We start from the raw sequence: 19,206 nt of genomic DNA on the forward strand, positions 1-19,206 counted from the left end.
GGATCGGGTGCCCGGTCCGGCGTACGGGCGTGACGTCCGTCGGGGTGGGCGGCGGCGGGGCAGGAGGCGGGTGGCCGGGCGGGGTGTGGAGCCTTCGGGGCACTGGCTGATGTTGCTGGCCGGGGTGGCGCTGGCGGGGTGCGCGCTGACGCTCGACGGGTTCGTCAAGAACGTGGTCGGCGAGACCGGGCCCCAGCGAGGCGGCGGGGACCCGGCGTCGTGGCTGGAGCCGGTGCGCCGCAGCGGCCCGGTGCTCGACCTGACCGGGGACAAGCCGGCCGGCGCCCGCCCGAAGGCCCGCACGGTGGCGCTGACGTTCGACGACGGGCCCGACCCCGAGTGGACGCCGCTCGTGCTGGACGCGCTGAAGAAGCACGGGGCGAAGGCGACGTTCTTCACGGTCGGCTCGAAGATCGCCGCCCATCCGGAGCTGACCCGCCGGATCGTCGCCGAGGGACACGAGATCGGCAACCACACCTACACCCATCCCGACCTGTCCGCCGTCCCCGCCTGGCGGGCCGAGCTGGAGCTGAACCTCACCCAGAAGGCGCTGGCCGGGGCGACGGGGCTGCACACGATGCTGGCCCGCCCTCCGTACTCCTCGACCCCTGACGCCATCACCGGCGAGCAGTGGGACACCCTGGCGATGCTCGGCCGCGAGGGCTACCTGATCGCGCTGGCCGACCTCGACACCGAGGACTGGAGCAGGCCGGGCGCGGCCGGCATCGCCAGGGCCGCGTTCCCGCGGGGCGGGCGCGGGGCGGTGGTGATGATGCACGACTCCGGCGGCGACCGCGCCCAGACAGTCGAGGCCGTCTGCCGCCTGCTCGACCGGCTGGACCGGGCCGGCTACCGCGCCGAGACGCTGACCTCCGCGCTCGGCATGCCGTCGGCGCACCGGCCGGCCGCGCAGCCGGAGCGGATCGCCGGCGCCGCGCTCGGCCTGGCGCAGCGCGCGGCGAACGCGTTCACGGACGCGCTGTGGTGGGTGCTGTTCGCCACCGGCGTGCTGACGCTGGCCCGGCTGCTGCTCCTGGTGGTGCTGGCCCGGGTGCACGCCCGGCGCTCCCGGGGTCCGGGACCGGCCCTGACCTGGGAACGGCCGCCGGGGGTGAGCGTGATCGTGCCCGCGTACAACGAAGAGGCGGGGATCGCCGCGACCGTGCGCTCGCTCGTCGCGACCGCGTACCCCGGGCCGGTGGAGGTGCTGGTGGTGGACGACGGTTCCACGGACCGCACCGCCGAGGCCGCCGCCGGGCCGCGGCTGCCGGGAGTACGGGTGATCAGGCAGGACAACGCCGGCAAGGCCGCCGCACTGAACACCGGCATCCGGCACGCGCGCCACGAGTTCCTCGTCATGGTCGACGGTGACACGGTGTTCGAGCCGGACACGATCGGGCATCTCGTGCGCCGGCTCGCCGACCCCCGCGTGGGCGCGGTGAGCGGCAACACCAAGGTCGGCAACCGGCGCGGGCTCATCGGCCGCTGGCAGCACGTCGAGTACGTGATCGGCTTCAACCTGGACCGGCGCGCGTTCGAGCTGCTCGACTGCATGCCGACGGTGCCGGGGGCGATCGGCGCGTTCCGGCGCGGCGCGCTGGTCGGGCTCGGCGGGGTGAGCACCGACACGCTGGCCGAGGACACCGACCTGACGATGGCGCTGTGCCGGGCGGGCTGGCGGGTGGTGTACGAGGAGCGGGCGCTGGCGTGGACGGAGGCGCCCGCGACCCTGGGGCAGCTGTGGCGGCAGCGCTACCGCTGGTGCTACGGCACGATGCAGGCGATGTGGAAGCACCGCCGCGCGCTGGCCGAGCCGGGTCCGTTCGGCCGCCGCTGCCTGGGTTACCTGGCGCTGTTCCACGTGCTGCTGCCGCTGCTGGCGCCGGTGGTGGACCTGATGGCCGTCTACCACACGGCGGTCGGCGACCCGCTGCCGGCGGTGGCGGTGTGGGCTGGGTTCGTGGTGGTGCAGGCGGCGGCGGGCTGGTACGCGCTGCGGCTGGACCGGGAGCGGGTGTCGGCGCTGTGGGTGCTGCCGCTGCAGCAGTTGGTGTACCGGCAGCTGATGTATCTGGTGGTGTTCCAGTCGGTGGCGACCGCGCTGCTCGGGGTGCGGCTGCGCTGGCACACGGTGCGCAGGCAGGGCACTTTCGCGGCGCCGTGACGGCACCGGCGGGAGATTTTACCCGGAGGCCGGATTCCCTTACGTACAAGGGGTTTCGGGGGTGTTACCCCGGGTCCGAACCTCCAAACCGGATATGTCATACTTGCAATATTTTTGTCTGCATATATACCTTTTGCGTATTCGCGGTGATACCTCAACTCTGTTGCCGCATCGATTGACCGGACCGTGCGCTGTCCTGACGGTGTCCCCCTCACGCCAGGGCAGCGCACGGCCGCCGAATCCGCGTCTCGCGGAGCCGGGGACCCACTTCCTGGGGTGAATCGGACGCCAGCGTCCGTAGGGGACTTCCAACTCCGAACCCGTCAGCTAACCCGGTAGGCGGCATGGAAGCAAGGAGTCATTTCCTCATGCCCAAGCCTCGGCTTGCCGCTGCGCTGAAGTACCGTCCCAGCAACCGTCTCAAGTACGCCTTCGCCGGCGCGCTGCTGGCGGGGACCACCGCCGTCGCCAGCGTGACCGGCACCGCCATCGCCGCCACCGGCGGCGCCGCCGCCCCCGTCGAGCCGAACCCGGCCATCGCCCAGCAGCAGGCGGCCCAGCTCACGTACGGCCAGGACGTGTCGAACTACCAGCCCGACCACGACTGGGAGGCCAGCCCGGCCGAGTTCGGCATCATCAAGGCCACCGAGGGCACCGGCTTCACCGACAAGACCTTCGCCCGGCACTGGCAGGAGCTGGACAAGAAGGGCATCGTGCGCGGCGCTTACCACTACGCGCACCCGCGCAACAACCCGATCGCCGAGGCCGAGCACTTCCTCTCGGTGGTGAACTCCCAGCCCGCCAAGCCCGGCGACCTGCTGGTGCTGGACCTGGAGACGACCAACGGCAGGTCCGTCTCCGAGGTGAACGCCTGGGCCAAGGCCTGGCTGTCGCACGTCAAGGCCAAGACCGGCGTCACGCCGCTGTTCTACAGCGGCTGGCACTTCGCCGACACCTACGGCGCGGGACTGTCGGAGTACCCGCTCTGGGTGGCCCACTACAGCAAGCCCAAGGGCGAGATCACCCCGCCGGCGGACTGGAAGTCGTGGACCATCCACCAGTACTCCGACAAGCCGATCGACCACAACGTCTCCGCCCTGACCCCCGACCAGCTCCGCAGCCTGGGCCGTCCGGCCTGACCCGCTCTGTGACGCCTCCCGCGAGGGAGGCGTCACAGTCGTCTCAGCCCTGGTGGATCCTGAGCCCACGCTCCTCCATGCGCCGCAGCAGCTCGGCCGGGCCCACCGCCGTCTCCGGCAGCAGGTAGAACTCCTCCAGGATCGGCCCCGCGTCATCGGGTGCGGCGGCGTCCCAGATCACCTCGTCACCCGGCGCCGTGACCTCGAAGGTGAAGAACGCGCAGCACGCCTTCTCCCGCGCGGCGAGATCCCGTACCCACTCCTCGACCCCGTCACCGGCGCGGAACCGGAACCGGATGCCCCCGGCGGTCCGCTCGCGTCCGGTGAGCGCCTCGCCGAACAGCCGCCGGTACTCGGCCAGCCGTTCCTCGGGAGTGTCGCGGGCGGTGGTCATGTCGCAGACGATCGGTGGGGTGTCCATGATGTGCTCTCCTTCCGTCACTTCCGGAGCGTAGAGTCTGGACCTAGGTTCAGAGTCAAGAGGAGAACGGTGTGAAGATCGGCGAGGTGGCCCGCGAGGCCCGGGTCAGCGTGGACACGGTCCGCTTCTACGAGCGCCGCGGCGTGCTGCCGGCGGCGGGGCGCAGACCGTCGGGCTACCGGGTGTTCGACGCGTCGGCGGTGTCCAGGATCCGCGCCGCCAAGGCCCTGCAGGAGCTGGGTTTCACGCTGGACGAGGTGGCCGGCGCCCTGCGCTCCCACGACGCGGGCGGCGCGACCTGCGCGAGCGAGCGGTGGCGGCTGGAAGCGGTGGTGGAGCGCATCGACGCCAGGATCGCCGAGCTGGCCCGGGCCCGCGACCTCGCCGCCCGGAGCCTCGCCGACTGCCGTTCCGGCGACTGCCGCTTCCCGACCGGCCTGTCCTTCTAGCGCGAGACCTCGCCGGCCTCGGCCAGGTCGGCCTCCTCCTTGGTCTTGTGCACGGTGCCGTCGGCGTGCTCGGGCGGCCCGTACGCCGTGTGGAGCACGAGCGGTGCGGCGCCGGTGTTGACGAAGTTGTGCGGGGTGCCCGCCGGGACGGCGACCAGGTCGCCCGCCTTCACCGGACGGACCTCACCGCCGACACGGGCCTCGCCGGTCCCGGAGACGAAGGTGAGGATCTGGTCGGTGTCCTCGTGCACCTCCTCGCCGATCTCACCGCCCGGCGGGATGGTCATGGTGACGACCTGGACCTTCTCCCCGGTCCACAGGACCCGGCGGAAGTCGGTGCTCTCTTCGGCGACGGTGGCGATCGCGAAATGGTGCACGGTCGGCTCCTGTGTCTCGCGGTTCAAGCTGGCGTATGACTCTTGCCAGGACAAAAGCTGACATAAACGTTATGTCCGGCAGGCGGACACCGGGCGCGGTGCTAGTTTCGCCGCCATGAAGGTGCCGGAGAGGCTGCTGTGGGCCGTCGAGACCCTGGAAACGCGGCCGGGCGAGCGGGTTCTGGAGATCGGCTGCGGCCGAGGCGTCGCCGTCGGACTGCTCTGCGAGCGCTCCGCCTCCGTCACCGCGATCGACCGGTCGGCGACGGCGGTCGAGGCCGCACGCGAGCGCAACGCCCGCCACGTCGAGGCGGGCGCCGCGGTGATCGAGCAGGCGGAGCTCGACGGCGGCGGGCTGCCCGGCGGCCCGTACGACAAGGTGTTCGCCGTCAACGTGAACGTCTTCTGGACCCGCTCCCCCGCCGCCGAGCTGGCGGCGGTCAGGCAGGCGCTCGCGCCCGGCGGCTCGCTCTACCTGTTCTACGAGCCGCCGGGCGCCGCCAAGGCGCAGGAGATCGCGGTCAAGGTCCGGGCCGCGCTCGCCGGGTCCGGCTTCACGTCCACCGCCCTGACGCGCGGTCTCCTGCTGTGCCTGAAGGGTGAGCTCACCCCGTGACGGTGACCGTCAGGTCCCCGGTGACGGGCGCGCCGCCCGGCGTGCGGACCGTCAGCGTGCCGGTGTAGGTGCCGGGCCGGCTGAAGGTCCTGGCCGAGGTCACGGTGAAGGCGGCGTTGATCCGCATGCCGGGGATGCTTCCCTCCCTGGTGGTGGCCGGGGTCACGGGCTCCTGGACGCCGTCGCTCCAGGTGACGGCCGCCTCCAGGCCGGCGGCGGTGTGGCCGGGCGCGGTGAGGGTCCAGGAGGCGCCGGTGGGCCGGCCGGTGCGGGTGCTCACCGATCCGCCGAGGATCTCCAGCCGCCAGGGCACGTCGGCGGTCGGGAAGAAGTTCGTGCCCTGCACGGTCAGCCTGCCGCCCATCTTCGCCAGGCGGTTCTTGAAGTCGGCGTAGTCCCGCTGGTCCTGGGGTGTCCAGCCGACCTCGGCGGTGGCGATCAGACGCGGGTAGGCGTAGTACTGCGCCTGCTCGACGCGGCGGATGAACTCGCCCCACACCGCCGACTCCACGCCGAGCACGCTGCTCTCCTGGATGCCGGGGATGTACGTGCCGGGGTCCCAGTTGTAGTGGCGGTCCAGGCCGCACGGCCCGCCGCACGCCCAGGTGCCGCCCTCGGGCTGGCGCGAATCCTGCTTCTGCGGCACGTACGCGTGCGCGGCCGGGGAGAGCACGACCTGGGCGCCGCGGTCGTTCACGGCGGCGGCCACGGCGTTCCGGTTGCCGTTCCAGAACTGCACCACCGCGTTGTCCCGCGGCAGCGCGGTGCCGGCGTACTCGTTCCAGCCCACGACGGTCTTGCCGAGGGCGCGCACGTTGCCGGTGAAGGCGTCGACCATCTTGACGTAGTCCGCGTGGCTGGTCGAGAACGCCTCGTCGCCGCCGATGTGCAGGTAGGGGCCCGGGGTCATGGCGGCGATCTCGGTGAGCACGTGCTCGGCGAACTCGTACGTGACCGAGCTGTGCGCGTCCAGGGAGGAGTAGCCGACGGCGCCGGTGCCGTTGTGCGGGACGGTGGTCTCGCCCGGCTTGAGTGCCGGCCGCGCGCCCGGGGTGTTGAGCTGCGGGATGGAGTGCAGCGCCGAGTTGACGTGGCCGGGCAGGTCGACCTCGGGGATGACGGTCATCCCGTGCTCGCCGGCGTAGCGGACGATCTCGGCGTAGTCGGCCTTGGTGTAGAAGCCGGTGATGCCGGGCTCGGTGCCCCGCTCGGTCATCGCGGTGGCGCCGCCGACCTCGGTGATGGCGCCGTAGTCGATGCCGGACGGGTTGCTCTCCGGGTCGTCGAGGGCGATGCGCCAGCCCTGGTCGTCGGTCAGGTGCAGGTGCAGGCGGTTGACCTTGAACTGGGCGGCGGCGTCGATGTAGGTCTTGACCTCGTCCACCGGGTAGAAGCTGCGGGCGACGTCGAGCATCATGCCGCGGTGCGCGAAGCGCGGGTAGTCGGTGATCTCCACGGCGGGCACCGTCCATTCGGCGCCGACGACCTCGCCCGACTCGGCCCACTGCGGGAAGAGCTGGCGGAGCGTCTGGACGCCGTGGAGCGCGCCGTTCGGGGTGGCGGCACGGATACGCACCTCGGCGGCGGTCACCGACAGCGTGTAACCCTCGGCCTCGTGGCCCTCGGGCGCCTTGCCGGCGCCGACCTCGATGACGATGGGCGCCGGGCCGCGACCGGCGGCGGCGACCGTCAGCTTGTGGCCGGTGGCCCGGCGCAGCAGGCGGGCCAGGTGGTTCGCGGGCGCCTGGGCGCCGTCGCCGAGGGCCAGGACGCGGGTGTTGCGGTGCAGCGTGTACGGGGCGCCGCCGGTCTCGGTGAGCGACACCGGCTTGGGCAGCAGGCCGAGCGTGGGCTCGGGGGCGGCGGGCGGACCGTCCCAGATCTCGAACTCGGAGATCGAGTAACCGTACGCGGCCCAGCGCTGCTTCCCGTGCACGCGCACGTACGAGACCGGCTCGGCGGAGCGCACGTCGATCACGTCGGTGCGCGGGCAGGTGTCGCGCCGCAGCGAGGCGACGTCGGTCCAGGTCTGACCGTCGGCCGAGGTCTGCAGGACGAAGTCGCGCGCGCAGGCGTTCGGCCAGTGGAGTGTCACGTGGTCGACCTTGGCGGGTGCGGCGAGCTGGACCTGGACCCAGTTGTCGTCCTGGTACTTCGATGACCAGCGGGTGGCGGTGTCGCCGTCGTTGACGTGCGCGGCCGCGAAGTCGGCGCGGTCCAGCTCGACGCTGGAGGCGGTGGCGGCGCCGGCGAGCGCGAGGTTGACGGGCCCGGCGGCGGCCTGGGCCGGTGCGGGGATGGTGAGTGCGGGAGTTAAGAGCGCGGCGGTCGCTAGGGCCACGAGGGAGCGGCGCATGGGACTCCTTATCGATGCGCGGTGGTTCGCACAGTGTGATCACCCTTGCCGATTAACGTCAAGAGAGCGGAAATAAAGTAGCGGTAACGCCCAGGTCGCCCCTCTTGCGGTCAGCGCTGGTCACCTTTAACGTAAACGCCCAGGAAAAAATGAGCGATCGGAGTACGGGTGACCAGTCCACGCAACGTCCTGTTCCTGATGACCGACCAGCATCGGGTGGACACTCTCGGCTGCTACGGCAACCCGGAGGTCCGCACGCCCGCGCTGGACGGCCTGGCGGCGGAGGGCACGCGCTTCGACCGGTTCTACACGCCGACCGCCATCTGCACCCCGGCGCGGGCCTCGCTCTTCACCGGCCTGCACCCGTTCCGGCACGGCATGCTCGTCAACCCGGAGCGCAACGGCGGCGGACGCGACGAGGTCGCCGCCGGCCAGCCGGTCATGTCCGAGCCCCTGCTGGTCGCGGGCTACAACATGGGCCACGTCGGCAAGTGGCACATCGGCCGCGAACGGGGCCCCGAGTTCTACGGCATGGACGGCGAGCACCTGCCGGGCGCGCTGAACCCGTTCCACCACCCCTCCTACCAGAGCTGGCTGAAGGAGCACGGCCATCCCCCGTTCGCGGTGGAGCGGCCCGTCTTCGGCACGGCCCAGAACGGCACCGGCCGCGGCCACCTGATCGCCGGCCGCCTCAAGCAGCCAGCGGCGGCCACGGTGGAGACCTTCCTCGCCGACCGCACGCTGGAACTGCTGGAGCGCTACGCCGGCGACTTCCACCGCGGCGACAGGCCGTTCGTGCTGTCCTGCCACTGGTACGGGCCGCACCTGCCGTACCTGATCCCGGACGAGTTCTACGACATGTACGACCCGGAGCGGGTGCCGCTGCCGGAGTCCATGGCCGAGACCTTCGACGGCAAACCCGAGGTGCAGCGCCGCTACTCCGAGTACTGGTCGGCCGACCACTTCGACGCCGACGCCTGGCGCGGGCTGATCGCCGCCTACTGGGGCTACGTGTCGCTGATCGACGCGCAGGTGGGGCGCCTGCTCTCCGCCCTGCGCGAGCTGGGTCTGTGGGACGACACGGCGGTGATCTTCACGGCCGACCACGGCGAGTTCACGGGCGCGCACCGGCTCAACGACAAGGGCCCCGCCATGTACGAGGACATCTACCGCATCCCGGGCATCGTCCGGGTGCCGGGCGCCCCGGCGCGGACCGTGGACGCCTTCGCCACGCTGATCGACCTCAACCCCACGATCCTCGACCTCGCCGGGCTGCCGCCGCAGGATCCGTGCGACGGCGCGAGCCTGCTCCCGCTGATCGGCGGCGAGCCGCCCGAGGGCCGCGACTCGGTGGTCACCGAGTTCCACGGCCACCACTTCCCCTACTCCCAGCGCATGATCCGGGACCACCGCCACAAGCTGGTGTTCAACCCCGAAGGCGTGCACGAGCTGTACGACCTGGACAGCGACCCGCACGAGCTGCGCAACGTCTACGCCGTGCCCGCCTACGCGGCGGTCCGGCGTGACATGACCGCGCGGCTCTACCAGGAGCTGCTGCGCCGCGGCGATCCCGCGTACAGCTGGATGAGCTACATGGCCGACATCGGCGAGGGCCGAGCCCCCGACGTGGACGGCGTCGCTGACGAGGTGGCCTGATGCCGCCCGTCATCCCACCCGTGAACCCAGAAAGGACCTCCCGATGAGGCGTCCTCGCATACTGGCCGCCGCCCTCGCGGCCCTGGCCATCCTGCTGCCCGTCACCGCGTGCGGCTCCTCCTCCGAGGAGGGCGGCGCCGAGCCCGCGAAGGTGCGCTTCGGCTACATCGCCGACTTCGCCGGCGCGGCGGTGCTCGCCGCCGCCGACAAGCAGGGCCTGTGGGCCAGGCACGGGCTGGAGCCGGAGCTGAAGGTGTTCACCAACGGCCCGCTGCAGATCCAGGCGCTCGGCTCGGGCGACATCGACTTCGGCTACATCGGCTCCGGCGCCACCTGGCTGCCCGCCAGCGGCAAGGCCAAGATCATCGCCCCGAACATGCTGGGCATGGCCGACCGTGTGATCGTCCACCCGGGCTCCGGCATCTCCTCGATCGCCGGCCTCAAGGGCAAGAAGATCGGCGTGCCCGAGGGCACCTCCGGCGACATGATCCTCGAACTGGCGCTGAAGGAGGCCGGGCTGACGGGCAAGGACGTCGAGAAGGTCAACATGGACCCGAGCACCGTGGTGACCGCCTTCAGCGGCAAGCAGATCGACGCGGCGGCCATCTGGTACCCGCTGATCGACACCATCAAGAAGAACGTGCCCGACCTGGTGGAGCTGACCAAGAGCGAGGACTACTATCCCGCGCTCAGCTTCCCCAGCTCCTTCGTGGCCCGCAACGAGCTGGTCGCCGAGGACGCCGCGACCGTCACCAAGGTGCTCAAGGTGCTGCAGGAGGGCAACGACTGGGTGGCGGCCAACACGGCCGAGGCCGAGACGCTGACGGCCACGTTCCTGAAGGCGCCCGGGGAGCAGTTCAAGGGCGCCTCGGCGGTGACGAAGATCGTGCCGACGGCGGAGCTGCGGAAGATGGCCGAGGACGGCTCGGTGGCCGGATGGTACAAGGGCCTGGCCGACATCTTCGTCACCATGGGCAAGCTGACCGAGTCACCCGACCCCGCCACGTACTTCACCGCCGACCTGTACGCGTCGGCGGCCGCGGGCTGATTTTCCGCGAGAAGATGACAGAAATCCGTCGCCCACCATCATGGTGCCATGTCGACCCCCACTGACGCGCTGCAGCGGCTGCGGCGGGTGCACGAGGACGCCGTGCTGTCCGCGCTGCGCTCGGCGGGCGCGCTGAGCCGCGCCCAGCTCACCGAGCGCACCGGCTTGTCGCGTACGACCTTGTTCGCCATCATCTCCGACCTGATGGAAAGGGATGCGGTGATCGAGACCGAGGCGGTGCCTGCCGAGCCGCGCGGCCGGGGCAGGCCCGCCGCGCTGGTCTCGCTCAACCCGGCCGCCGGCCTGCTCCTGGGCCTCGACCTGGGGCGGGGCCGGGTACGGCTGGCCGTGGCCAACGCCGCGCACCAGGTCGTCGCCACCGCCTCGGCCGCCCTGCGCGAGGACGCCGCCCCGGCGGAGCAGGCGGAGGCGGCGGTGCGGCTCGTCCGCGAGGTCGCCGCGGAGCGCGGGATCAGCCTGGGCGCGCTGGAGGCGGTCGGGCTGGGCCTGGTCGGAGTGCTCGACGACCACGTCCCCACCCCAGCACCGACCACACCCTCCCCCTCGGAACCAGCAGACGCACCGTCAGGCCCGTGGGAACCCACGGACGCACCGTCCGGCCCCTGGGAACCCGCGAACGCGCCGTCCAACCCCTCGGACTCCGCGGACGCGGCCGGACCTGCGGGACCCCACGCGCGGTCCGGCAATGCCGGACCGGCGGGCGTGGCCGGACCTCCCGGACCCCACGCGCGATCCAGCACTGCCGGATCTGCGGGACCGGCCGGACCGTCGGGAACGCGCGCGGGTTCCGGCGGGCTGCCGGAAGGGGTGCCCGCGCGCTACCTGCCGCTCGCCCTGCGGGTCGCCGAGGAGTTCGGCGTGCGGGTGGCGGTGGACAACAACGCCAGGCTGGCGGCGCTGGCCGAGGCCACCTGGGGGGTGGCCAGGCCGGTCCGGGACATGGTGTACGTGCGCTGGTCCGTCGGCGTGGGCGGCGGGTTCCTGGCCGGCGGCAGGCTGCTGCGCGGCGCGCACGGCGCGGGCGGCGAGGTGGGCCACGTCTCGCTCGACCCCGGGGGCCCGCCCTGCCACTGCGGCGGCCGGGGCTGCCTGGAGGGCCGCATCGGCGGTCAGCGCCTGCTGGACGCCTGCGCCGCGCGCCGGGTGCCGCTGGCGGGCCTGGACGAGCTGGTCACCGCCGCTCAGGACCGGGTGCCCGCGGTGTGCGAGGTGGTCGCCTCGGCGGCGGCCGACCTGGGCCGGGTGCTGGCGGGCACGGTCACCCAGCTCGACCCCGCGCTGGTCGTGGTGGGCGGCGAGCTGGCCGCGCTGGGCAGCCTGGTCCTCGACCCCATCCGGGACGCGATCTCCCGTCAGGCGCTGCCCCGGTCGCCCCGCCAGATCGAGGTCACCCAGGCCGACCTCGGCGTGAACGCCTCGGCGATGGGCGCGATCGCGCTCCTGCTGCACGAGGAGCCGTCGATCCCCGCCCACCTCCGTCCCGCACTACCGTGATTTGTCCGAAAAAGCCCAATATTTCAGGACCCTGTGGGCTATTGCGCCACCGAAGAGGATCTCCACTGAGCCATGAAGAGTCCCAGAACATGACCGCCGTGAGCGTGACCGACCCTCCCCCCTCCCCCGGCCGCCGGCTCCGGCGGCCGGGCCGCACCCTCGTCCTGAACGTGGTCGCCGTCCTGGCGGGCCTGGGCGCGTGGACGGCGCTGTCGATGTCCGGCATCACGGGCCTGACCGGCCCCGTCGAGGTGGCCGCTCGCGGCGTCGAGCTGGTCGCCGACGGCACCCTGACCAACGACATGCTGGCCAGCCTGCGCCGCGTGTTCACCGGCTTCGCGCTGGGCACCCTGCTCGCCATCCCTGTCGGCTTCCTGATGGGCTGGTACGCCACCGCGCGTGCCCTGATCGAGCCGTACGTGCAGTTCTTCCGTACGATCCCGCCCCTGGCGATCATCCCGCTGGCCATCCTGCTGATGGGCATCGGCGAGACGCCGAAGGTGTTCGTCATCTTCCTGGCGGCGTTCCTGTCGAGCGTGGTCTCGACGTTCCAGGGCGTGCTCGACGTGGACAAGACGCTCATCAACGCCGCCCGGGTGCTGGGCGCCTCGGACCGGACCATCTTCCTGAAGGTCGTGGTGCCGGCCTCGACGCCTTTCATCATCGTCGGCATGCGGATCGGGCTGGGCGCGGCCTGGGGGACGCTGGTGGCGGCCGAGCTGATCGCCGCCCAGGAAGGGCTGGGCTACCGGATGCAGCAGGCGCAGCTCTACTACGACCTGCCCACGATCTTCGTGGGTCTGATCAGCATCGGCGTGCTCGGCCTGATCATGGACCGGCTGCTGCTGCTGGCCGAGCGCCGATTCACCGGATGGCAGGAACGCCGATGAACACCAAGATCTCCTTCCAGGGCGTGTCGAAGACGTTCGAGCTCAAGGGCGGCCGGTTCCTCGCCCTCGACCGGGTGGACCTGGACATCGCCGACCGTGAGTTCGTCACCGTCGTGGGCCCGTCGGGGTGCGGCAAGAGCACGCTGATGGGCATGGCGGCGGGGCTGGTCGAGCCGGGGACGGGCCGGATCCTGCTGGACGGCGCGCCGGTCACCGGACCGGGGCCGGACCGCGGGGTGATCTTCCAGCAGTACGCGCTGTTCCCGTGGCTGACCGTGCGCAAGAACGTCGAGTTCGGGCTCAGGCTCCAGCCGATCTCCGCCGAGGAGCGGCACCGCCGCGCCCAGCACGCGATCGACCTGGTGGGGCTGACGGACTTCGCCGACGCGCTGCCCAAGACGCTGTCGGGCGGGATGAAGCAGCGCTGCGCGATCGCCCGCGCCTACGCGGTCGGGCCGCAGGTGCTGCTCATGGACGAGCCGTTCGGCGCGCTGGACGCGCTCACCCGCGTGCAGTTGCAGGATCAGCTGCTGGACACGTGGAGCCGGGAGCGGCGCACGGTCATGTTCATCACGCACGACGTGGACGAGGCCGTCTATCTGGCCAACCGGGTCGTGGTCATGGCGGCGCGGCCGGGCCGCATCCACCGGATCATCGACGTGGACCTGCCGTACCCGCGCACCGAGGAGGTGCGGCTGTCACCGGAGTTCTCCCGCATCCGCAACGAGGTGTGGCACTCGGTCTACCACCAGGCCCCCGCGGCCTGACCCGTACGCCGGGGGCGGGCGCCCCCGGCCGGCCGGCGGTCACGTCGCCTCGGGAGGGGCCGGGCCCGTGCCGGTCGCGCGCAGGAACGGCTCCAGCAGGGCCCTGGCCGACTCCCAGACGGTCCGCAGGTCGGTGCCGGACTCGATCAGCCGGGACCCGGCGAACACGATGGCGTTGATCATCTCCGCCGTCTCGGGCACCGCGGGGACGCCGAGGCTGTGCAGCGTCTCCACGAGCGGCTCCAGGAGCTGCTGGTGCATGGTGCGGCTCTGTTCGGCGACCGTGTCGCCCGGTGCGACCTCCGCGAGGACGGTGGCCAGCGCGTGCTCGCCCTCGGTGATGAGCTCGAAGTTGGTCAGCACGTACGCGAGCACGCGGTCGGCCGGGGTCGCGGCGGCGTCCATCGCGGCGGCGACCCGGGCCGACCAGCGGGGGAAGACGTCCTCCACCACCGCGTTGAGCAGGTCCTCCGATGACCGGAAGTACTGGTAGAGGCTGGGCCGGGCCAGCCCGGCGCGCGCCGCGACCCGGCTCAGCGTGGGCGGCCGGCCGGTCTCCGCGAGGATCTCCCTGGCCGCGTCGAGCAGCGCCCGGTGCTGGGCGGCCCGATGCTCGGCGACGGTCGACGCCCGGATGCGCGGCACGTGCCCTCCTCCACCATGGTCGGCCTACTCCGACAGTCTCCCATCGACCATCGACAGGACGCGGTCGCAGTGGCCGAGCACATCGTGGTCGTGGGTGACCATGATCGTCGCGACGGCGGATTCGTGCGTCTCGTGCGCGAGCAACGTGACGATGTCGTCGCTGCGGGCGCGGTCGAGTGCGGCGGTCGGCTCGTCCACCAGCAACACCGCCGGGCGGGTGACGAGTGCGCGGGCGATGCCCACGCGCTGCCGCTCGCCGCCGGACAGCTGATGGGGCCGGTGTCCAGCGCGGTGGCCCATGCCGACCCGGTCGAGCAGCTCTCGCGGGTCGTGACCGTCACCCGCGCGCCTGCCCGCCACGTCGAGCGCGAAGCGGAGCTGGTCCAGCGCGGTGAGGGCCGGGATGAGGTTGCCGGACTGGAAGACGAACCCGATCCGTTCGCGGCGGTGGCGTGCCTTCTCCCGGGAGCTCGCCCGGGAGATGTCGACGCCGTCGAGCAGGACCCGGCCGGTGTCGGGCGTGGTGAGCGCGCCGGCGACCGCGAGCAGGCTCGACTTGCCGGAACCGGAGGGCCCGACGACGGCGACGAACTCGCCGGACGCCACGTGGAGGTGGACGTCGTCGAGCGCGGTGACGGTGGCGTCGCCGTCGCCGAGGGCCAGGGTGACGCCCTCCACCCGCAGGCCGCCGCGTTCCTCGGCGCCGGTCCGGCGGGAGTCCGGGCGCGGGGACGTGTGGCTGGTGGTCATCTCTGCCCTCCCAGGGCTGCGAGCGGGTCGACTCGGACGATGCGGCCCACGGCCGCCGCGGCGCCGGCGAGGCCGAGGCCGACGAGCAGCAGGGCGGCGACGACGAGCGGGCCCGCCTCCAGGGCGAACGGCATGGGGGTGGTGGTGAGCAGCGCGCCGCCGCCCACTCCCATCAGGAAGCCCACGGCGGTGGACACGGTCAGGATGACGGTCGCCTGGATCATCGTGTCGCGCATGAGGTAGCCGGTCGAGGCGCCCATGGCCCGTACGACGGCGAGTTCGTGTTTGCGCTGGATCGTCCACACGGTGAAGAACGTCCCGACGACGAGCGCGGAGATGGCGTACAGGAAGACCTGGATGAGCGTGAGCGTGGAGATCTCGGCGGTGTAGCCGGGGGAGGCGCCGAAGGAGTCCTCCAGCGTCATGCTCGTGGTGCCCGCCGCGGCGTCGCCGCCGGACAGGTCGATCTCGTTACCGTCCCGGGCGCGCAGGGCGATGGCCGTGGCCTCCTCGTACGCTCCCTCGCGCGCCTCGTCACCCGGCCCGGCGCCCGCGTGCACCTGCTGCCAGGCGCGCAACGGCAGGTACGCCACGTCGACATGGCCGAAGGTGCGCTGGTCGCCGGTGGTGCCGATGACCTTGAGCCGGGTGCCCAGGCGGTCGATGACGACGGTGTCGCCGATGGCCACGCCGTCGTCCAGGACGGTCTGGCTGACCACGATCCCGTCGGGGTCGCCGAGTCCGGCGCCGTCGGAGACGGCGGGTGCGAGGAACGAGCCGGGGTCGACGCCGAACAGGGCCAGGTCGATCGGCGTCTGGGCGCCCGCGGCGGTCGTGACCTTGGCGTTGACCAGCATGTTGCCGAACGGGACGGCGTCGCCGACGTCGTCGCGGCCCTTCCACGTCTCGGCCTGGTTCACGTTGACGGTGCTGCGGGAGAAGGCGGAGTCGGTCTTGGTCCCCTCGGCGAAGGCGAACGCGGTGACGGGCAACCGCTGGAGCCCGGAGACACCGTCGTTGACGAGCCCGGAGGAGAGGCCGGACAGCAGGACGACGAGGATCGCTATGAGGGCGACGACTCCGCCCATCAGGCCGAAACGTGCGCGGGCGAAGACCAGCTCGCGCCAGGCCAGGAACATGGCACTCCTTCACAGGAAGGGATTTCACGGGACGGACGAGCGCCCCGACTTCCCGACGCGCCGTTGGCAAGATACCAACACTGCGTCGGAAAGACGCAACCGCCGAGGTCACGGCCGACGAGACGCGTAGGGCTGAAGGTCCCTTTCCGATGGTCTTTCTCCTCTACCGGCGTCCTGGCGTTCCGCGGTTGGCTGAGCTCGCAAGGAACGGCAGAAGGAGGCACGACATGAGACGCCGGAACGCGCCGGTCGCCATCGACCCCGCCGACGTTCGGGTCGAGACACGTGGCCCGGTCCGCCAGGGAGCCGTCGAGCACGCCAGGGAGGCCGTTGCCGCGCTCACCCGGCTGGCCGGCGAGCCCGTGCTGTTCGCGCGGGTCAAGCTGACCGCCCCGGACGCTCCCGACGCGAAGCGGCCGTACACCGCGCAGGCCAACCTCGACGTCAACGGGCGCCTGATCCGCGCCCAGGCCGCCGGCCCGTCCATGTACCAGGCACTCGACCTGCTGGAGGACCGGGCGCGTACCCGCTTGCGGCGCACCGCCAGGCACTGGGAGGAGACGCGCGGACGCTACTCGCCGGAGCGGCGGGAGTCCTCGCTGCCGGTCCTGCCGCGCCCGGCGGACGCCGAGCGGGAGATCGTCCGCCGCAAGACGCTGGCCGCCTACCGGGCCACCCCGGACGAGGCCGCCTTCGACATGGAGCAGCTCGACTTCGGCTTCTACCTGTTCACCGAGGCCGGCAGCGGTCAGGACAGCGTCCTGTACCGGGCCGAGGAGGGCTACCGGATGGCCCAGGTGGAGCCGCGGCCGGAAGCGCTCGGCGAGGTGGCGGTGCCGCTCGCGATCGATCCGGGCCCGGCGCCCCGGCTGACCACCGCCGAGGCGGTGGACCGGCTGGAGGTCAGCGGGCGGGCGTTCGAGTTCTACGCCGACGCCGACACCGGCCGCGGCCGGCTGATCTACCACCGTTACGACGGCGGCTACGGGCTGATCACGATCGACTGACCGGCCGCCCACCGACCGGCGCCGGGACCTCAGCCCCCTGAGGTCCCGGCGCCCGCATCTCCGGGAGGGCACGAAGTCCCGCGGAACGGGAGCTCTCGGGGCAAGATCGAGACTTGGGATCTTCCTCGCGTTAGGCTCTGTCGCGTACAGCCCCTTCCCGGAAGGCACGACGATGACCGACGATCCGCTCAGCCGTGTGAACACCGAGATCCCGAGCCCGGCCCGGATCTACGACCTGTGGCTGGGCGGCAAGGACAACTACGAGGTCGACCGCGTCGTCAGCGAGCAGATCCTCCAGGCGGTCCCCGAGCTGCCGATCCTGGCCAAGACGAACCGCGAGTTCCTCGGCCGGGCGGTGCGCTACATGGCCGGGGAGGCGGGCGTCCGCCAGTTCCTCGACATCGGCACCGGGATCCCCACGGCCGACAACACCCACCAGGTCGCCCAGTCGGTCTCGCCCGACTGCAAGGTCGTGTACGTCGACAACGACCCTGTGGTGCTGGCCCACGCGCGGGCGCTGCTGCGCGGGCCGGGGCAGGGCGACACCTGGTTCATCGACAGCGACCTGCGCGAGCCCGCCGAGATCGTGGCCGCGGCGGCCGAGTACCTGGACTTCTCGCAGCCGGTCGGGCTGGTGCTGCTGGGCGTGGTGGAGTTCCTGCCCGACAGCGACCGGCCCAAGGAGATCATCCAGCGGCTGATGGCCCCCATGGCGCCGGGCAGTCACCTGGCCATCTCCCACGGCCTGGTCGGCAAGCAGCTGGAGGACGGGGTGCGCAGCTGGAACGAGAGCGGCGCCGTACCGATCACGCTGCGCACGCACGAGCAGCTGACCGGCTTCTTCGACGGGCTGGAGCTGCTGGAGCCGGGCGTGGTGGCGCTGCCGCGCTGGCGCCCCACGCCCGAGACGCTCTACGCCGACCGGGAGGCCGTCTACTACGCGGGCGTGGGCCGCAAGCCGTAGTCAGGAGAACGCGGCGGCGTTCTCCTCGATCCACTGGCGGAAGGTTCGGGGCGGCCGTCCGGTGACCTGTTCGACGGTGGGCCGCACCGTGCGGCCCACCTCCGGGGTGTCGGCGCGCACGGTGAGGAAGAACGCGACGTCCTCCTCGGAGTAGCCCTGCCGCCGCCACTCGGCGGTGATCTGCTCGCGGCTCAGCTCGACGAAGCGGATCTCCCTGCCGAGCACCTCGCCCAGCACCCGTACCTTGTCAGCCGTGGTGAACACCTCCGGGCCCGTCACCACGTACTCCCGCCCGGCGTGCCCGCCGGAGGTGAGCGCGGCGGCGGCCACGGCGGCGATGTCCGCGTCGTGCACCATGGCGCTCCTGGCCTCGGGGAACCCGTCGCGGACCACGCCCTCCTCCTTGACGGAGCCGGCCCATTCGAGGACGTTCGACATGAACTCCACCGGTCCCACGAACGTCCACTCCAGGTCGCTCGCCGCGACCGCCTCCTCCAGCGGGCTCCTGGACAGCCCGCCCTGGAGCACCGTCACCCTGCGCACCCCGGCCTCGACGGCGGCGGCCACGATGGCGGGGCCGTTCGCCAGGGGCGAGTAGTCGGCCCCGTCGAAGGTGATCAGATGGGCGGCGGTGACGCCTTCGAAGGCGGCGGCCAGGGACCCGGCGACGGCCCGCGCGCCTTCCGGCAGGTTCGCGCGCGCCGGGTCGCGGGTGAGCGCGCGCACCCGGTGGCCGGCGGCCAGCAGCCGCTCCACGAGCGGGCGGCCCACGTTGCCGGTGGCGCCGGTGACGAGGATGGTCATGCGGATCTCCTTCGGTCGGTGACGTCCGAACGGTAGGAGATCTAGCGGTCAGTTCCTGTCCGCGAGCGGGGCCTTTCACCGGGGACGCACCGTACGGCCGCCCGGCCAGGCCGGGCGGCCGGGGCCCGGAAGGAGGCTAGAGGCCGGGCGCGGGCTGCCAGATGCTGATGACCGTGCCCTGGTCGTCGGTGCAGGCGCAGCCGCGGCCCGACTTGCTCTCGTACGGCTCGTCCGTGGTGCCGCCCAGCTCGTGGACCCGGGCGATGGCGGCGTCGAGGTCGTCGACCTTGTAGTAGAGGTTCGGCTGGGACGACGGGCCGCCGGCGTTCAGACCCATGGGCAGGGTGCTGTTGGTGACGTGCAGATACGTCTCGTGCTCGCGCGTGAACTCCCAGCCGAACAGCGGCCCGTAGAAGGCCGCCGCCCGGTCCAGGTCCTTCACCGACAGGGTGTAGTAGCCGAGCTCGGTAGGCATACGCGAAACCTCCGCGATAATATT

Annotated in this window: 19 protein-coding genes and 1 riboswitch; of the genes, 11 read left to right on the forward strand and 8 right to left on the reverse strand. The window is 72.0% G+C overall.

Annotation, left to right across the window (positions count from 1 at the left end; translation table 11 throughout):
- The first annotated feature begins 70 nt into the window (after nt 1-70).
- A complete protein-coding gene (locus tag ACIBF7_RS34225; protein WP_345483123.1) occupies nt 71-2,164 on the forward strand; it encodes a bifunctional polysaccharide deacetylase/glycosyltransferase family 2 protein in 2,094 nt (697 codons plus the stop codon).
- A gap of 223 nt (nt 2,165-2,387) precedes the next feature.
- Nucleotides 2,388-2,521, forward strand: a riboswitch (cyclic di-AMP (ydaO/yuaA leader).
- 11 nt (nt 2,522-2,532) lie between these two features.
- The gene (locus tag ACIBF7_RS34230; RefSeq protein WP_187281150.1) at nt 2,533-3,303 is read left to right on the forward strand and encodes a glycoside hydrolase family 25 protein; all 771 of its coding nucleotides are present in this window, start codon (nt 2,533-2,535) and stop codon (nt 3,301-3,303) included.
- Nucleotides 3,304-3,346: 43 nt separating this feature from the next.
- On the opposite strand, the gene ACIBF7_RS34235 is transcribed toward ACIBF7_RS34230, so the two are convergent.
- On the reverse strand, nt 3,347-3,724 hold the full coding sequence (locus tag ACIBF7_RS34235; RefSeq protein WP_271279983.1) for a hypothetical protein: 378 nt from the start codon (nt 3,722-3,724) through the stop codon (nt 3,347-3,349).
- Between the two features lie 71 nt (nt 3,725-3,795).
- Between ACIBF7_RS34235 and ACIBF7_RS34240 the strand changes: the two genes are divergently transcribed.
- Nucleotides 3,796-4,173 carry a MerR family transcriptional regulator gene (locus ACIBF7_RS34240; protein WP_397199006.1) on the forward strand — a complete coding sequence of 126 codons (378 nt, stop codon included), beginning with the start codon at nt 3,796-3,798 and terminating at the stop codon, nt 4,171-4,173.
- Here ACIBF7_RS34240 and ACIBF7_RS34245 read toward each other — a convergent pair.
- Nucleotides 4,170-4,550: a cupin domain-containing protein gene (locus tag ACIBF7_RS34245; RefSeq protein ID WP_397199007.1), complete on the reverse strand. Its 381-nt coding sequence runs from the start codon at nt 4,548-4,550 to the stop codon at nt 4,170-4,172. The genes ACIBF7_RS34240 and ACIBF7_RS34245 overlap by 4 nt on opposite strands.
- Nucleotides 4,551-4,665: 115 nt before the next feature.
- Here ACIBF7_RS34245 and ACIBF7_RS34250 point away from each other — a divergent pair, with 115 nt between their 5' ends.
- Nucleotides 4,666-5,166: a class I SAM-dependent methyltransferase gene (locus ACIBF7_RS34250; protein WP_397199008.1), complete on the forward strand. Its 501-nt coding sequence runs from the start codon at nt 4,666-4,668 to the stop codon at nt 5,164-5,166.
- Here the strand turns inward: ACIBF7_RS34250 and ACIBF7_RS34255 are convergent.
- The gene (locus ACIBF7_RS34255) at nt 5,156-7,522 is read right to left on the reverse strand and encodes a family 20 glycosylhydrolase (RefSeq protein WP_397199009.1); all 2,367 of its coding nucleotides are present in this window, start codon (nt 7,520-7,522) and stop codon (nt 5,156-5,158) included. The genes ACIBF7_RS34250 and ACIBF7_RS34255 overlap by 11 nt on opposite strands.
- A 168-nt stretch (nt 7,523-7,690) precedes the next feature.
- Here ACIBF7_RS34255 and ACIBF7_RS34260 point away from each other — a divergent pair, with 168 nt between their 5' ends.
- The 5 genes from ACIBF7_RS34260 to ACIBF7_RS34280 all read left to right on the forward strand — a co-directional run bounded on the left by ACIBF7_RS34260 (nt 7,691) and on the right by ACIBF7_RS34280 (nt 13,398).
- Nucleotides 7,691-9,178 (forward strand): sulfatase-like hydrolase/transferase, encoded by a 1,488-nt coding sequence (locus ACIBF7_RS34260; protein ID WP_397199010.1) that lies wholly within the window; start codon nt 7,691-7,693, stop codon nt 9,176-9,178.
- 43 nt (nt 9,179-9,221) lie between these two features.
- Nucleotides 9,222-10,226 carry an aliphatic sulfonate ABC transporter substrate-binding protein gene (locus ACIBF7_RS34265; RefSeq protein WP_397199011.1) on the forward strand — a complete coding sequence of 335 codons (1,005 nt, stop codon included), beginning with the start codon at nt 9,222-9,224 and terminating at the stop codon, nt 10,224-10,226.
- Nucleotides 10,227-10,274: 48 nt separating this feature from the next.
- Complete coding sequence (locus ACIBF7_RS34270) at nt 10,275-11,741, forward strand: ROK family protein (protein ID WP_397199012.1); 1,467 nt, start codon at nt 10,275-10,277, stop codon at nt 11,739-11,741.
- 89 nt (nt 11,742-11,830) lie between these two features.
- A complete protein-coding gene (locus ACIBF7_RS34275; protein WP_148031477.1) occupies nt 11,831-12,631 on the forward strand; it encodes an ABC transporter permease in 801 nt (266 codons plus the stop codon).
- Nucleotides 12,628-13,398: an ABC transporter ATP-binding protein gene (locus ACIBF7_RS34280; RefSeq protein ID WP_148031476.1), complete on the forward strand. Its 771-nt coding sequence runs from the start codon at nt 12,628-12,630 to the stop codon at nt 13,396-13,398. Before ACIBF7_RS34275 ends, ACIBF7_RS34280 begins: the two co-directional genes overlap by 4 nt.
- A gap of 39 nt (nt 13,399-13,437) precedes the next feature.
- On the opposite strand, the gene ACIBF7_RS34285 is transcribed toward ACIBF7_RS34280, so the two are convergent.
- The 3 genes from ACIBF7_RS34285 to ACIBF7_RS34295 are packed head-to-tail and all read right to left on the reverse strand — an operon-like array spanning nt 13,438 to nt 15,932.
- Complete coding sequence (locus ACIBF7_RS34285; protein ID WP_364230771.1) at nt 13,438-14,043, reverse strand: helix-turn-helix domain-containing protein; 606 nt, start codon at nt 14,041-14,043, stop codon at nt 13,438-13,440.
- Between the two features lie 24 nt (nt 14,044-14,067).
- Nucleotides 14,068-14,793 (reverse strand): ABC transporter ATP-binding protein, encoded by a 726-nt coding sequence (locus ACIBF7_RS34290; protein ID WP_246640423.1) that lies wholly within the window; start codon nt 14,791-14,793, stop codon nt 14,068-14,070.
- The gene (locus tag ACIBF7_RS34295) at nt 14,790-15,932 is read right to left on the reverse strand and encodes an ABC transporter permease (RefSeq protein WP_364230768.1); all 1,143 of its coding nucleotides are present in this window, start codon (nt 15,930-15,932) and stop codon (nt 14,790-14,792) included. Before ACIBF7_RS34295 ends, ACIBF7_RS34290 begins: the two co-directional genes overlap by 4 nt.
- Nucleotides 15,933-16,159: 227 nt before the next feature.
- On the opposite strand from ACIBF7_RS34295, the gene ACIBF7_RS34300 reads away from it, so the two are divergent.
- Both ACIBF7_RS34300 and ACIBF7_RS34305 read left to right on the forward strand, forming a co-directional pair.
- Nucleotides 16,160-16,939, forward strand: a complete 780-nt coding sequence (locus ACIBF7_RS34300; RefSeq protein ID WP_148031473.1) for a sigma 54 modulation/S30EA ribosomal C-terminal domain-containing protein — start codon at nt 16,160-16,162, stop codon at nt 16,937-16,939.
- Nucleotides 16,940-17,111: 172 nt separating this feature from the next.
- Complete coding sequence (locus tag ACIBF7_RS34305; RefSeq protein WP_219545693.1) at nt 17,112-17,903, forward strand: SAM-dependent methyltransferase; 792 nt, start codon at nt 17,112-17,114, stop codon at nt 17,901-17,903.
- Here ACIBF7_RS34305 and ACIBF7_RS34310 read toward each other — a convergent pair whose 3' ends face one another.
- The gene (locus tag ACIBF7_RS34310; protein WP_397199013.1) at nt 17,904-18,707 is read right to left on the reverse strand and encodes an NmrA family NAD(P)-binding protein; all 804 of its coding nucleotides are present in this window, start codon (nt 18,705-18,707) and stop codon (nt 17,904-17,906) included.
- Nucleotides 18,708-18,843: 136 nt separating this feature from the next.
- Nucleotides 18,844-19,182, reverse strand: coding sequence for a VOC family protein (locus ACIBF7_RS34315; RefSeq protein WP_397199014.1), 339 nt, complete (start codon nt 19,180-19,182; stop codon nt 18,844-18,846).
- Between the last annotated feature and the right edge of the window lie 24 nt (nt 19,183-19,206).

Origin of the sequence: Nonomuraea sp. NPDC050478, assembly GCF_044458265.1 — a bacterium.
GTDB classification, from domain to species: Bacteria; Actinomycetota; Actinomycetes; order Streptosporangiales; family Streptosporangiaceae; genus Nonomuraea; species Nonomuraea ferruginea.

Excerpts from the sequence above, each read along its gene's own strand:
- ACIBF7_RS34305 (WP_219545693.1), top strand. The coding sequence starts at position 17,112 with ATGACCGACGATCCGCTCAGCCGTGTGAACACCGAGATCCCGAGCCCG.
- ACIBF7_RS34300 (WP_148031473.1), top strand. The coding sequence starts at position 16,160 with ATGAGACGCCGGAACGCGCCGGTCGCCATCGACCCCGCCGACGTTCGG.
- ACIBF7_RS34230 (WP_187281150.1), top strand. The coding sequence starts at position 2,533 with ATGCCCAAGCCTCGGCTTGCCGCTGCGCTGAAGTACCGTCCCAGCAAC.
- ACIBF7_RS34270 (WP_397199012.1), top strand. The coding sequence starts at position 10,275 with ATGTCGACCCCCACTGACGCGCTGCAGCGGCTGCGGCGGGTGCACGAG.
- ACIBF7_RS34290 (WP_246640423.1), bottom strand. The coding sequence starts at position 14,793 with ATGACCACCAGCCACACGTCCCCGCGCCCGGACTCCCGCCGGACCGGC.
- ACIBF7_RS34315 (WP_397199014.1), bottom strand. The coding sequence starts at position 19,182 with ATGCCTACCGAGCTCGGCTACTACACCCTGTCGGTGAAGGACCTGGAC.
- ACIBF7_RS34295 (WP_364230768.1), bottom strand. The coding sequence starts at position 15,932 with ATGTTCCTGGCCTGGCGCGAGCTGGTCTTCGCCCGCGCACGTTTCGGC.
- ACIBF7_RS34265 (WP_397199011.1), top strand. The coding sequence starts at position 9,222 with ATGAGGCGTCCTCGCATACTGGCCGCCGCCCTCGCGGCCCTGGCCATC.
- ACIBF7_RS34280 (WP_148031476.1), top strand. The coding sequence starts at position 12,628 with ATGAACACCAAGATCTCCTTCCAGGGCGTGTCGAAGACGTTCGAGCTC.
- ACIBF7_RS34235 (WP_271279983.1), bottom strand. The coding sequence starts at position 3,724 with ATGGACACCCCACCGATCGTCTGCGACATGACCACCGCCCGCGACACT.
- ACIBF7_RS34310 (WP_397199013.1), bottom strand. The coding sequence starts at position 18,707 with ATGACCATCCTCGTCACCGGCGCCACCGGCAACGTGGGCCGCCCGCTC.
- ACIBF7_RS34275 (WP_148031477.1), top strand. The coding sequence starts at position 11,831 with ATGACCGCCGTGAGCGTGACCGACCCTCCCCCCTCCCCCGGCCGCCGG.
- ACIBF7_RS34250 (WP_397199008.1), top strand. The coding sequence starts at position 4,666 with ATGAAGGTGCCGGAGAGGCTGCTGTGGGCCGTCGAGACCCTGGAAACG.
- ACIBF7_RS34255 (WP_397199009.1), bottom strand. The coding sequence starts at position 7,522 with ATGCGCCGCTCCCTCGTGGCCCTAGCGACCGCCGCGCTCTTAACTCCC.